The 14,094-nt window shown below is 40.8% G+C and carries 15 protein-coding genes; all 15 read right to left on the bottom strand.

Features of this window, described 5'->3' with window-relative positions:
- Positions 1-48: 48 nt before the first annotated feature.
- On the bottom strand, positions 49-1,368 hold the full coding sequence (locus F985_RS12280) for a carbohydrate porin (RefSeq protein ID WP_004701365.1): 1,320 nt from the start codon (positions 1,366-1,368) through the stop codon (positions 49-51).
- Positions 1,369-1,424: 56 nt separating this feature from the next.
- A complete protein-coding gene (locus tag F985_RS12275) occupies positions 1,425-2,876 on the bottom strand; it encodes a NosD domain-containing protein (RefSeq protein WP_004701363.1) in 1,452 nt (483 codons plus the stop codon).
- A gap of 19 nt (positions 2,877-2,895) precedes the next feature.
- Positions 2,896-3,723 (bottom strand): type I 3-dehydroquinate dehydratase, encoded by an 828-nt coding sequence (aroD, locus tag F985_RS12270; protein ID WP_081401362.1) that lies wholly within the window; start codon positions 3,721-3,723, stop codon positions 2,896-2,898.
- Between the two features lie 69 nt (positions 3,724-3,792).
- Positions 3,793-4,422 carry a protocatechuate 3,4-dioxygenase subunit alpha gene (pcaG, locus tag F985_RS12265; protein WP_004701359.1) on the bottom strand — a complete coding sequence of 210 codons (630 nt, stop codon included), beginning with the start codon at positions 4,420-4,422 and terminating at the stop codon, positions 3,793-3,795.
- Between the two features lie 14 nt (positions 4,423-4,436).
- Positions 4,437-5,162 (bottom strand): protocatechuate 3,4-dioxygenase subunit beta, encoded by a 726-nt coding sequence (pcaH, locus tag F985_RS12260; protein ID WP_000077913.1) that lies wholly within the window; start codon positions 5,160-5,162, stop codon positions 4,437-4,439.
- A 10-nt stretch (positions 5,163-5,172) separates the two neighbouring features.
- The gene (pcaC, locus tag F985_RS12255; RefSeq protein ID WP_004701356.1) at positions 5,173-5,586 is read right to left on the bottom strand and encodes a 4-carboxymuconolactone decarboxylase; all 414 of its coding nucleotides are present in this window, start codon (positions 5,584-5,586) and stop codon (positions 5,173-5,175) included.
- A gap of 15 nt (positions 5,587-5,601) precedes the next feature.
- Positions 5,602-6,957: a 4-hydroxybenzoate transporter PcaK gene (locus tag F985_RS12250; protein WP_004701354.1), complete on the bottom strand. Its 1,356-nt coding sequence runs from the start codon at positions 6,955-6,957 to the stop codon at positions 5,602-5,604.
- 42 nt (positions 6,958-6,999) lie between these two features.
- Positions 7,000-7,785, bottom strand: coding sequence for a 3-oxoadipate enol-lactonase (gene pcaD / locus F985_RS12245; protein WP_004701351.1), 786 nt, complete (start codon positions 7,783-7,785; stop codon positions 7,000-7,002).
- Positions 7,782-9,140, bottom strand: coding sequence for a 3-carboxy-cis,cis-muconate cycloisomerase (locus F985_RS12240; RefSeq protein ID WP_004701350.1), 1,359 nt, complete (start codon positions 9,138-9,140; stop codon positions 7,782-7,784). Before F985_RS12240 ends, pcaD begins: the two co-directional genes overlap by 4 nt.
- 2 nt (positions 9,141-9,142) lie before the next feature.
- Positions 9,143-10,354, bottom strand: a complete 1,212-nt coding sequence (pcaF, locus tag F985_RS12235) for a 3-oxoadipyl-CoA thiolase (RefSeq protein WP_004701347.1) — start codon at positions 10,352-10,354, stop codon at positions 9,143-9,145.
- 12 nt (positions 10,355-10,366) lie between these two features.
- Complete coding sequence (locus tag F985_RS12230; RefSeq protein ID WP_000121765.1) at positions 10,367-11,020, bottom strand: 3-oxoacid CoA-transferase subunit B; 654 nt, start codon at positions 11,018-11,020, stop codon at positions 10,367-10,369.
- A gap of 18 nt (positions 11,021-11,038) precedes the next feature.
- Positions 11,039-11,710, bottom strand: a complete 672-nt coding sequence (locus F985_RS12225; RefSeq protein WP_004701345.1) for a 3-oxoacid CoA-transferase subunit A — start codon at positions 11,708-11,710, stop codon at positions 11,039-11,041.
- Between the two features lie 344 nt (positions 11,711-12,054).
- A complete protein-coding gene (ispD, locus tag F985_RS12220) occupies positions 12,055-12,771 on the bottom strand; it encodes a 2-C-methyl-D-erythritol 4-phosphate cytidylyltransferase (protein ID WP_004701344.1) in 717 nt (238 codons plus the stop codon).
- Entirely contained in the window at positions 12,737-13,126 is a 390-nt protein-coding gene (gene ftsB, locus F985_RS12215; RefSeq protein ID WP_004701341.1) for a cell division protein FtsB, read from the bottom strand. Before ftsB ends, ispD begins: the two co-directional genes overlap by 35 nt.
- A gap of 231 nt (positions 13,127-13,357) precedes the next feature.
- Complete coding sequence (locus F985_RS12210) at positions 13,358-14,086, bottom strand: sulfite exporter TauE/SafE family protein (RefSeq protein WP_004701339.1); 729 nt, start codon at positions 14,084-14,086, stop codon at positions 13,358-13,360.
- Positions 14,087-14,094 lie beyond the last annotated feature (8 nt).

The raw sequence follows: 14,094 nt of genomic DNA, 5'->3' as shown, positions 1-14,094 counted from the left end.
TCAAGCATTTAGGCCAGTTAAACCATGTCTAACCAGCCATCATCATTGTTAAAAATTGACTTTCACACTCAGGCCCGCCACCCAAGCATCGTCAACCTCTTTTACACCAGCAGGTTGATGGATATATTGAATATTTGGACGCAACATGACAGCTGGAGACCATTGATAGGTATAGTTCAGCTCAATATTTAATTCGTCGTCTTGAATTGGAATATAGTTCGATGCGATCGGATCATAGCTATAATATCCACGGCTTTCGTTTGTTGCGATTTGCTTATCTTTAGCACGATCATTGACTACATAATTGGCAATACCAAATCCAATCGAATCATTTGGACGGCTGTCAAATGGCCCTTTATACCAAAGTGCAAGTTGTTGTGTACTTTGAACAAAAGTCGTTGCTTTATCATTTACAACGCCATTAAAAGTTACGTATAAACCACGTTTTGGATCTTGGCCAGCATGGCTAAGTTGTTGCTGTGCGTTAATCCAGAAACTTTGTTTCCCGTCATGAACCTTACCCGCAGTTTTAACATCATTCGCCTCTGCGGTTGAGTACAGTGCACCAACTTTATATTCACCCGGTAAACCATTAAATAGAGCAAGTTTTGGTTTCCATGCAAGCTCAACTGGTATGGTTGCACCTTTCACATTATTCATATCCAGATTAAAACCATCACTATTTGATGCTGTTTTAATATTGTCTGGATTGACCTCATACGCACCAATTCCAAAAGTCCACTCGGGTGCAAACTGATATTTAACGTTTGCACCCCAAATACCAACTGGTGAGTTATACCAAATTGAACCAATTGATTTTCCTAACTGTCCCCCACAAAGCAATAAGTTCTGAAACTCACATTGAGAACTATTAAAATCCTCTGACATACCCATACGGCCAACTTTGACTTGTACGGTATTATCAGCAAAACCCTTTTTGATCCATGCTTGAGATAAGCGCCAGATTTTTCCACGACCATAAATTTCTTGCGCGTTGCCTAGTTGGCTAGAGCGTGGGTCTTTAATACGCTCTAAAGTAAGCGCATTACCATCACGTTTAGTCACAACGAGACTCGCTGTTGTATCTTTCCACCCAGCGATTTTTTCTAAATCAAAGTTTGCACCTAAAGAAAGCTGTGCAGCATTTTCAAAAGTATTATTGTCGTTGTAGCCACCATCTAAGTTTGTAGCAGCTTGGCTCATGATAGAAGCTGTAAATTTATAGCCTTGTTGCTCTAGCTGTTGGCGCTCGCCATTCCAATCACCAAGTAACCATTGACGGTCTTGTGACCACGGTTCATTTGCAAGAACAAATTGGCTACCCATCACAGCAATCGTTAACACACTCAGTTTCATTAAATTTGGCATTTTAAATCCTTTTATCTTTTCTAAATGCGCCCCTGTTTGAGGCGCTTTATTTGTTGTTATTTAATTTGCGTAAAGCCAAGCTCAGAAGTGGCGCCAAAGTGATCTGTTACATTCGCTGTAATTGATGCAACTTTGACACTTGGTTTCCAATTGGCTTTTGCGTTGCCTTGTGTATCTGTAGCAACTGTTATTGTTCCTAAATATTGCTCAGCTTCTTTTGAAGTCGCTTTTTGGTTGCCAAAAAACTCAACTTGATAGCGCTGGTTTGGTAAACCATTAACCTCGATATTAACTGAACCATTATTTGCTGTTAACTTAGGTGCTTTAATACCCTGATTAGGTTGAGGATTACAGCCTTGTTCATTTGGTTGAGTACAAGTTTTTTGTAGTTTAGATGGCTCAATCACTACACCGCCACCACGTGAACCAACAAAACCTTCATGTTCAAGTGCAGGTACACCAAATACTATTGCACCTAAACGCTGATTTGGCACACATGATCCACCCGCTTCACAGCGTTTAATATCTTTAGAATTGTCCCAAATTAAGTTTTTAGTCAATGTAATTCTTGCATTTGCATCTTTTTCTGAGCGAATGGCAACACCAATACGGTTACCATGAACTTTATTGCTATCAAGAATATTGCCATCACCAGTCATATTTAGACCAATCGAGTTATTGGTCATTTCGTTGTAGGCAATATAGTTACGCTTGCCCCAATTAATCTGTAAGCCATCCGAATAATTTTCAAACTTATTACCAACTACAGCATTGTCGTTCCCCCACAAGATTTCAATACCTTGTGATGGCTCAGGGTTTACTTTAGTAGAAATAAAATGGTTATTTGCAATCAGGTTAAATGCAGCACCACGTGTTAGCTCTAAACCATCACCATTGTCTTGGAAAATGTTATCTAAAACTTTATTGTTATTTGTAGTGGTTGCTGTCGGATTACCTTTACCATCATCGCCCGTAATCATGACACCAGCACCACCATAGTTATTACTAATACGGTTATGCTGAATAAGGTTATTGCTTGAACGGTTAACCAATACCCCAATACAGAAGCGATGGATATCAAATCCTTTTAAAGTCACGTTATTGACATCACGTAGTACAAAACCCGGTAAAGTCATAGTACGGACATTGGTACCATACTGCTCAGGGTTTGCACCTGGGCATGCTTTTGCTCCTTCGCCTTTAATGTAATTTGAACCATCAATTGCGATGTATTCACCAGTTTTATCCCACTCTGTACCAATAATTTTGACAGGTGCTTTAATTTCAGGAAGTGCGCTATTTAATTTAATCGCATAAGGTGCTTTGCCTACCGCCTGGATCAAAATATCACTTGCTTCACTTGGGTTAGCATTAGCTTGCTCAATTGCCCAGCGTAAAGAACCTTTGTTGCTATCATCTTGATAACGGTCAACAACATAAGTTTGTGCTGCAGTTATTCCTGAAACCATTAAACCTAATGCAAGAGTAGTTAAACGTAATGTATTCATTTCATCATATCCTTATGATTTATGGGTTTGTTGGTTGAACGGTTTGTAAAATCTGTTTGAGCTTAGTCACATCGATTTGACCCGGCGCAGAAGCCTGACCAATCATGCCAAAGCTATAACTTCCGCCCATATTGGCAGTTGCAACACGAGAAATCGTACCTAATTGCCCCATCGACATTGTCAATAATGGCTTAGTGGTTTTCTGACTTACTTTTAAAGTGGCATTCATTAAAGTGAAGACGTCTTGTTTAGATTTCGGCATTACCGCAATTTTGAGAATATCTGCACCCATCTGATCTTGTTTTAACAAGCGTTTTTCAATTTCATCTTGGCTTGGTGTTTTTTGGAAGTCATGATTAGACATAACAACGAGCACTTTCTTTTGATGTGCTTTTTGAACAATTTCTGAAACTACTTTTTGATCACGGAACATTTCAACATCTAACCAGTCCATGAACGGATTTTTTAAATAAGCTTGATAAGTCTTCCCATAATCAGCATCGCTAATTTCGAGCTGACCACCTTCATTTTTAGTACGAATGGTGGCGATCATAGGCTTATGACCTAAAATCTTTTTCAATTCATGTCCTAATGCAATCACTTGTTTTGTATCACTTGCAAAACTGAGTAAATCGATACGAAACTCAGCTAAATCAGCATCCGCTGTATTTGCAATAACTTGAGCTTGAGCTAAAGCTTGCTCTTTAGTTTTTGCAGTGATCGGAACAATTGTTTTAACTGTTGTCATAGCAGGTTGTGTCTGGGCAGCCAAAGCAACAGGTTCAGCATTCACCTGTGCTACAAAAAATGGGAGTGTAAGCAAACTTAAGCTTAATAATGTTTTCATTTTCATATCATTCATCCTTAAAAAGGCTACACATATCCATGAATAATCAGGTGTAGCCTTAGGTGTTCCTTAAATATCAAAAAATACTGTTTCGTCATCGCCTTGAATACGAATATCAAAACGGTAAACAACTTCACCATTCTCTTCAGAACGTTTAGCAACAAGAGTTTGGCGACGCGGTGCCCACTCAATGCTATTTAAGATCGGATCATTAGCATTTGCCTCAGCTTCATCGTCAAAATAAACACGTGTATGAAGGCCTAAGTTAATACCGCGCGCAAAAATTACTAATGCAATATGCGGTGCCTGAGTTGAACCTTTACGACCTGCTGTTGCACCCGGTTTAATTGTATTAAAGCTCCAAACACCTGTTTCAAAGTCTGCCCCTGTGCGACCCCAACCTTGAAATGCTGGGTCAGCTTTTTGTTCACGCGTATCTGCCTGACTTGGGTAAATACCATTTGCATCGGCTTGCCAAATCTCAATGAGTACATCACGCAACGGCAACCCTAATCCGTCAAATACTTGACCTTCAAGACGAATACGCTCGCCTTTAGTCTGGTCTTGTACCAACTGGTTATTAAAGTTATTTTCAAATACTTCAATATTAGCCTGCTGTGGCAATAAACCAATGTGAACGTAAGGACCACCTGTTTGAGATGGAGTTTCTTTTAATTCCTGAAAATTCCAGTTGTTCATGCTCGTGCTCCCGATTAAGTCAATTCATTTTCGAAGTAAGTCGCTCGACGGCCACGTAAAGTGATGTCAAAACGGTAACAACGGCTATCGGCTTCGATAAAGTTGTTTTTATCTTCTAGTGCAATCAATGCACGACGTTGATCTTCAGAAGGAATTGTTTTTAAGATCGGGCAAGTGTCAATGAGCGTATCGCCTTCAAAATAAAACTGTGAAATCAGACGCTGAGCCCAACCATCAGCAATTAATGAGAAATGGATATGGGCAGGACGCCATTCATTAATACGGTTGCGCCATGGATATGGACCTGGTTTAATGGTACGGAAAATATAAAAACCGTTTTCGTCAGTTAAGGTACGGCCACAACCACCAAAGTTAGGATCCATTGCACCAATAAACTTGTCATTTGGATGGCGATAGCGACCAGAAGCATTGGCTTGCCATACTTCTAGAAGTGCATTTTTTACAGGACGACCAAATTGGTCACGAACATAGCCATGGACAATGACACGTTCACCAATTGGTAAACCATCTTTGGCATAGTTCAAAATCAAGTCGTTATCTTTTGGACCGAACAAGTTTGAAGAAAAATGCGGCGCAGTAACTTCGGTTAGAGTCTCGTTAATAGAGATCAATGCATTTTTTGGCGAACGCAATACACTTGTTTTATAACCTGGCGTATACGCTGGTGGATGATCATCTGTATTACGTTGGGCGTAAGCACCCCAGCTATGTTGTGACATCTTTATCTCCTTAATCCTGTTCTTTCGCTGCAATTGGGTTTACTTCTATTCCCAACTCTTTAAAGACTTCTTCAGCCATATGCATTGCAGCGTTTGCCGCAGGTAAACCTGCATAGAGTGAACTGTGTAAGATCAACTCTTTTAAATCTTCTTTAGTTACACCATTGTTGAAACAAGCGCGTAAATGCATGCGTAGTTCATCTTCACGGCCAAGCGACAATAAAATTGCGATAGTGACTAAACTACGTGTATGACGCGGTAGGCCCGGACGAGACCACACCTCACCCCATGCGTAACGGCTAATAAAGTTTTGAAAATCTTGGTTAAAGTCATTTAAGTTTTGCAAAGATCGACCAACATGCTTTTCACCCAAAACTTCCGTCCGCACCTCAATGCCTTGTTTATAGCGTTGTTCATCATTCATCGTGATAGACCTCTATTAAGTTGCATCGGTATGCGCAACAAGTGATTTAACAAATACAGCAACAGCAGCAGCAGACGCCGGAATTAGTAATAAGCTAAGAATGGCAGTAAATGACCAATCATTACCAAGTAATACAGCCCCAATCCAAGCACCAAATACCGCACCGAAACGACCAATACCTGTCATCCAAGACACACCGGTAGCACGGCATTGTGTTGGATAGAAACGAGCACTCAAAGCTGGCATTGAAGATTGTGCACCGTTAATTGCGATACCAGCACAAAGTACCAATACAGCAAGTAATGTTGAGTTTCCTAAGCTTTGACCAACAGCAATCGCAAATAGACCCGCTGCAAAGTAGAAAATGGCAATGACTCGGTTCGGGTTGAATTTGTCCATCGCCCAACCGATGAACAATGCACTCACCACACCACCGAACTGGAACAATCCACCGATAAATGCAGCACGTTCCATTGAAGCACCCGTTTCACGCATCAATGTTGGTAACCAGCTTGTAAGCAAGTAAACAACTACTAAGCCCATGAAATAGGTCAACCAAAGTAAAAGTGTTCCTTTCGCATAAGGTTTAGAAAACATAATTCCAAAGACATTTTTCTTTTGAGCTGTTTCAGTTTTCTCTTCAGGTACATGAAATGCAGTGGCATCTTGAACCTGAGTTGGTGCTATATGATTTAAAATTTTGCGTACTTTTTCTGGGTTTTTACCTTTAACAATCAAGAAGCGGTAAGATTCAGGTAAAACTAAAACCACTAGAACCATTAAAATTAAAGGTGACCAACCACCAAGTAAGAATAGACTGTGCCAACCATAGGTCGGAATGAGCCAACTACTAATAAAACCACCTGTTGCCATACCTAAGTTGTAACCACAGAACATACATGTCACAAGCAGTGAACGAATGCGAGTTGGACAGTATTCAGAAAACAATGTAGTGGCATTTGGCATCGCTGCGCCCAAACCAATACCTGTCAAAAAGCGTAAAATGACAAGACTATCTAAGTTGGTTGCATACGCAGATGCTAAAGTAAAACCACCAAACACAAGCATCGAAAAAGCTAAAACGATTTTTCGACCAAAACGGTCAGCTGTTGGGCCAGAAACCAAAGCTCCAATAATCATTCCACCAAGTGCAGCACTCATCACTGGGCCTAACTGAGAGCGATCAACACCCCAGTCTTGAGCCAAAGCTGGAGCGATAAAACCCATTGCAGCAGTATCGATACCATCAGTAAAAATAATTAAGAAACAGATGATTGCAATCATCCATTGATACTTACTGAGTGGAGCATCATTAATTAATGCTTGAGCATCGATACTTTTATTTGGTGCAGCGTAATCCTGAGACGCCATATTTGCCTCCTTAAGGCCAATTCCTTTTAAACTACTAAGCTATTAGATTTGCTGAATAAACCTAGTCAATTCCTGAGTAAATCTTTGCGGTTGCTCAATATTAGAAAGATGAGATGCTTCCAATTTAGCAATTTGACTGTTCTTAATAGCATTCTGCATAAACTCAGCATCTGCCACTGTTGTCACTGGATCTGCCGTTCCTGCAATGAGCAATACCGGCACTTGGATTTGCGTAATTTCATCTCTTAAATCAGCATGCGCTAAAGCACGACACGCATTGGCATAACCTTGTGCTGGTGTGTTTGCCAGACTTTGGATCGTCGTTTGTGCAACCACATTATGTTGATAGTCGAATTTTTCGCTAAACCAACGTGTATGCGTGGTTTTAACCAATTCAGCCAGTCCATTTTGCTCTACTGATTCTGCGCGACTCAACCACGCTTCAACCTGTCCAATTTTTGCCGCCGAATTTGCGACAGTAATGTTTAGAAAGCGCTCTGGGTAATGGATAGCTAACCAAAGCCCTGTAATTCCGCCCATAGAAATGCCACAAAAATGAGCTTTTTCAATATTTAAAGCATCTAAAATATCAGCAACATCTTCACCTAAATTTTGTAAAGATGTTTCAGCGATCACATCACTTTCGCCATGACCACGTGTGTCGTATGTAATGACATTAAAATGACTTTTAAGCTCATCTACTTGCGGCTTCCACATTCCATAATCTGTTCCTAACGAGTTAGATAGCACAAGTGCTGGAGCATCTTTTAATCCGTCGGTATATACAGCGAGCTGTTTACCTTGTCGATTGGTTATAAGCTGTTTCACTTTATGTCTCCTCCTTGTGCTTCTTGCAGAACAGCATCAATTTGAGCTTGAATGTTGCCCAAATAATTTTCTGCTTTAAATATTTCCAAAATTTCTGTTTGACTAAAATGTTCTTTTACTTCATCTAACTGACTAACAACTTCAGATAAATGCTGCTTTTGAGCCACGGCTGTTTTACAAGCGGCTTCAACAACATGATGAGCATTTAAACGTCCAATTTTTGGAGCAAGTGCCATCATCACAGCTTCTGCCATAATCAACCCGTTGGTACAGTCAAGGTTCTGCTGCATATGCTCAGCATTAACTTCGAAACCTTTTAAAACTTCACCAGTACGAGTTAATGCTCCAGCACAAAGCTGAAAAATTTCAGGGATTGCTAACCATTCTGCATGCCACGCACCTAAGCTACGCTCATGTTCCTGCACCATGCTTTGATAGATACTAGACATAAGTGCTGGTACACGATTTGCTGCTGCAAGTACTGAAGCTGCTGCAACTGGATTACGCTTATGCGGCATGGTTGATGAACCACCACGACCCTTTGCAGTTGGTTCAAATAACTCTGCAATTTCAGTTTGCATCATGAGTGACCAATCACGTGCCATCTTGCCGGTATTCCCGACAATCATGCCAAGCACACTTGCGATTTCTACAATACGATCACGCTCACCATGCCATGTGCTTGTCGGTACAGTCAGATTCAGTTGCTGAGCAAATGCACTGACTACAAGCGAACCTTGATCTTGCAAAGAAGCGAGTGAACCCACAGCACCACCTAACTGAGCAGTAAGTACACGTGATTTCATTGCATTTATACGATCTAAATCACGCTTAAATGCAGAAGCCCAACGAGCAAGCTTGTGTCCCAAGGTAATAGGCAAAGCTTGCTGTAACCATGTACGCCCAATCATGACTTGATAGCGATATTGCTTGGCTTGTTCTAATGCAGTCGCATAGCAGTGTTGAAGTTGAGCTTCTACAATATTCAACGCATCACGGCATTGCAAAATACAAGCTGTATCTAAAATATCCTGACTTGTTGCGCCCCAATGCACATAACGTGAAGCATCTTCATCAACATCTTTAACAATTGCCGTTAGTTGTTTTACGAACGGAATTGCAATGTTTCCAGCTAAGCCAGTTGCCACGGCTAAGGCTGAAAAGTCAAACTTTTCTATTGCTTGCTCAGCTACTTGGGTAATGGTGTTAGCCGCATTTTGAGGAATCACGCCAACTTGTGCCTGTGCTTGAGCTAACGCGACTTCAACCTCAATCATATATTTGATTAAAGATGAGTCACTAAAGATGTCGGTGACATCTTTTTGATAAAACAAACTGGCATATAACTGGCTCATGATTAGACTCTCTCAATAATCAAAGCAATACCTTGACCTACACCAATACACATTGAACATAAGGCATAACGACCACCTGTTTGTTCAAGCTGGTTTAATGCTGTAGTGACTAAGCGTGCACCTGATGCACCCAGTGGATGGCCCAATGCAATTGCACCACCATTTGGATTTACTTTGTTGCTATCGTCTGGCAAACCTAAATCACGGGTCACTGCTAAAGCTTGTGCAGCAAAGGCCTCATTCAGCTCAATCACATCCATCTGCTCTAAAGTCAGGTTGGCTTGTTTAAGTAGTTTTTTAATGGCTGGTGCTGGAGCAAACCCCATAATGCGTGGTTCTACACCCACCGCTGTTGAAGCAATGATCTTGGCACGAGGTTTGAGGTTATAAGCTTGAACTGCTTCATCAGAAGCAATCAGCAATGCTGCTGCACCATCATTAATGCCTGAAGCATTCCCCGCAGTGACTGTACCCTCTGCTTTAACCACAGGTTTAAGTTTGCTTAAAGCTTCAAGTGTGGTCGATGCACGTGGATGTTCATCAGTATCAATCACAACAGCATCACCCTTACGCTGAGGGATTTCAACTGCCACGATTTCTTTAGAAAAAAAGCCTTTGGCTTGCGCGCTTGCGGTGCGTTGTTGGCTCACCAAGGCAAACTGGTCCTGATCTGCACGATTGACGTTGAACTGTTCAGCTACGTTTTCGGCAGTCTGGGGCATGGTGTCTACACCATACAATTCTTTAAGTTTAGGGTTAATGAAACGCCAACCCATAGTGGTATCTTCAATCTTCTGGCTACGACCAAAAGCACTGTCAGACTTACCCATCACATAAGGTGCACGGCTCATGCTTTCCACACCACCTGCAATCACCAAGTTCGCTTCACCTGCTTTAATGGCACGGGCAGCAATAGCAATCGCATCGAGTGATGAACCACACAAACGATTAATGGTGGTTGCCGGCACCTGATACGGTAAACCAGCAAGTAGTGCTGACATACGGCCAACATTACGGTTATCTTCACCGGCTTGGTTGGCACAGCCATAGATCACATCATCGACGTGTTCCCAATCTACATTTGGGTTACGCTGCATGAGGGCTTTAATCGGTACAGCGCCAAGGTCATCGGCACGGACAGGTGCAAGGCCACCGGCATAACGGCCAAATGGTGTACGGATGGCATCGATGATATAAGCGTTTTTTAATGTCATTTCCCTACTTCCTTACCCTTGAGTGGCATCAATCAAAGTTGCACCAGTCAAAGCCTGTAACTCATCAAAGCTAAGACCTTCCACTTTCTCAATCACCTTTAAACCATCTTTGGTCACATCAATCACGCAAAGATCGGTGTAAATACGGTCAACACATTTTTTACCCGTAACCGGATAGCTCAGCTCAGCCACAATCTTCGGTTCACCTTGCTTAGTAACATGGTCTGTAGTGATAAATACTTTCTTGGCACCTACAGCTAAATCCATCGCACCACCCACGGCAGGAATCGCATCCGGTGCTCCCGTGTGCCAGTTCGCCAAGTCACCATTCGCTGCAACCTGAAAGGCGCCAAGCACTGCAATATCAAGGTGTCCACCACGCATCATGGCAAATGAGTCACCATGGTGGAAAAAGCTGCCGCCTTCAAGCATGGTCACGAACTCTTTACCCGCATTAATCAGTTCAGGGTCTTCTTCACCTGCCGCTGGTGGTGGACCAAAAGCCAACAGGCCATTTTCAGAATGAAGGAAAATATCTTTATCGTTAGGTAAGTAACTTGCAATCTTGGTTGGTAAGCCAATGCCTAAGTTTACATAGGCGCCATCGGGAATATCTTGTGCCACACGTTTTGCAATCTGGTCACGGCTGAGTTTCTGGTAGCTCATGTTCTTTCTCCTTATTGCTTACTGTGCTGGCGCTACTTGTACAACGTGTTGTACAAAAATACCTGGGGTAATGATGTGTTCTGGATCTAGTCCACCGAGTTCAACCACTTCAGAAACCTGAGCAATGGTGACATCTGCAGCCATGGCCATAATTGGCCCAAAGTTACGTGCAGATTTACGGTAAACCAGATTGCCCCAGCGGTCGCCCTTGTAAGCTTTAATCAAGGCAAAGTCTGCTTTGATTGGATATTCAAGTACGTAATCTTTACCATCAATCTCACGGGTTTCTTTGCCTTCAGCTAAAAGTGTTCCAAAGCCTGTTGGGGTAAATACAGCACCAAGTCCCATACCTGCTGCCTGAATACGACACGCCAGATTACCTTGTGGTACAACCTCAAGTTCCACCTTTCCGGCACGGTACAGTTCATCAAACACATAAGAGTCTGACTGACGTGGGAAAGAGCAAATCACTTTTTTAACTGAACCAGCTTTAAGAAGTTTAGCCAGACCGTAATCGCCATTACCTGCGTTATTGCTGACAATGGTTAAATCTTTAATACCCAGTTCAATAAGACCGTCAATGAGTTCAGCGGGTTGTCCTGCGGTACCAAAACCACCAATTAGAATGGTTGCACCATCTTTAATCTGCGATAGAACCTCGCTTAGTGAGGACTTACTTTTGTCAATCATTAGACAACTCCATTGTGCTCATTGAAGAAGAGAAAGGTAAGAGAATAGGCACACTGGGGTAATAAGATAGATAAATATTTCACTCAATCCCGAGTGTTTCCCTTAGATTTCCCTTTTGATTATTTTTGATAATTTTCAGATTTTGATCTAGTAAGCTACATACACTTTTGTTCGATTTAGGATTTTTTTGTTCGACTATCGAACATTATCTAATTAAATTACATAATGATGTTATCTACTTCCGCTATAAAAAAATATAAATTATTTCGAATAGATGTGTAGAAATGAAACGTATACTTAGGCTATTTTAAAATAAAATAGCCTGCTATTAAGTATATAAAATATTAAGATTGTGATTGCAGAATCAAACGCGCAAGTTCTAAATCATCGGGATAAGTAATTTTTATATTATCAGACCGTCCCATAACTACATGTACGCTCTCCCCCATAAACTCAAGCGCGCTTGCCTCATCAGTAATAGTCAAATTATTAATTAGCGCTTGTTCAATCGCCTTTTTAAGTGTCCCAATTTTTGCAATTTGAGGAGTTTGAGCCTGCCACAATAACTCTCGACTTACCGTTTTATTAATCTGCTGTTCTTTATCTACAAGCTTCAACGTATCGCGCACAGGAATTGCCAAAATAGCACTTTGATTTGAACTTATCGCATGCAAAACAAGAGCATTTAAGCAATCAAGGGTTACACAAGGTCGTGCAGCATCGTGTACCAACACCCAATCATCTTCATCTGTAATTTGTGACAGATAATTTAGCGCATTTAAAACCGAATGGACTCGCTCAGCACCACCATTACAAAAATGTGCCTTATGCTTTTCGCTAAAAGCTAAAGTAGAAGCAAGAGTATCCTGCGCACCAATTGCTAAGACATAGCCAGCTAAAGGAAGCTCAGCTAAACGCTTAACAGTATGCTCTAACACTGTCACATCTTGAATATATTGATATTGCTTTAATTCAGTTTTGGAAAAACGACTTCCTGAACCAGCAGCAGGAATAACTGCCCATAGTTTAGTCTGGGATATCTGGTGATGGAGGTGTCTCATTAGTTTCCAAATCTACTTTAGCGTTCGGGTCAATATAAATAGGTTTATAATTAGTACTGATCGTACTCATTTGAACAAATGTTTCGTGAGGCTTAACCAAACCAAGATCCAGACGAGCATGTTCTTCTATCGCTTCCGTACCATTTTTTAGGTCGAAAACCTCAGCTGCCAAAATACGGTTTCGCTCTTTAAGCTCATCATTTACTTCAGCTTGTTGTTGAATTTGCTGCATAAGTGCTTGATGAGGAAAATAACCACCCTCACCTAACCAGAACTGATATTGCAATATAGCTACTAAAACAATAACCAGTAGCAAAATAAGTTTGCTTGAAGTGGATCGAAATACTTCTAACATAGCATTAAGAGCTTTAATTAAAAACTTTATTAAGTTTTTGTATTGTATGACAATTTACAAGCGACATGCAAAATTCCTGCAACATTCCTGCAAAACTATGAATGGCCATATTACTTTAAATTGACCATTGTGACATGTTTCATTTTGTCAAAATTAAACTCAATTGGAAAGGAAAATAATGTTTATAAACACAACTGTTTATAAATCAATCTATGCATATAAAAGTTACTGTTAAGAATGATTAAAAACTGCCAATATCATCGAAAAACCAGCAACTACTAACATACAATCTAGCAATAAATCAAAAGTTTTCTCAGACATCTTTATTACAAAAGTTTTGCCAATATAATTGCCAATAATTAGAGAAAAACCAACAGCAACTCCCGCAATTAAAATATTTTGTTTTAAAACGCCTAGTGCACCAAAAGTTAAGCTTTTTGTTACGTAGATACCAAATGAAGCAGCAGCCTCTGTCGCCAAGAGAGCTCCCTTCGTTAAACCGAAACCATTAAAAACTGGGAGTAATAAGGGGCCTGTCGAAAAAACAACACCTGTGATATAGCCTAGCACTCCCCCAGCAATGACCATTTGCCATGAACTAAATTTAAAACTATGACGTTTGGCATAATGCCTAATCGGTATTAAACAGAAGAAAAATACACCTATACATAAGTTAGACAATACAGGTGACATCACCCATAATGTATTGGCTCCTAGTATCGTTGCTGGTATGCCCAAACTTGTAAATAAAAGAAATGCTCTAATATTAAGCTCTTTATGCCACATTATCACACGTGAAATGTTCCCCATAATTGCAGCAATTGCCATAATAGGTACAGCAAATTTGGCCCCAAAAATATAAGCAAGAATTGGTAATAAAATAATTGATGATCCAGTTCCAACCACTCCACTAATCAGCCCTGAAAGAACTCCAATAACAGCAAGTGCCACATAGATCATAGGCCAAA

Source organism: Acinetobacter seifertii (assembly GCF_000368065.1).
Taxonomy (GTDB): domain Bacteria; phylum Pseudomonadota; class Gammaproteobacteria; order Pseudomonadales; family Moraxellaceae; genus Acinetobacter; species Acinetobacter seifertii.
The sequence above is the reverse complement of the archived record's forward strand: the minus strand, read 5'-3'. Positions and strand labels throughout refer to the sequence as shown.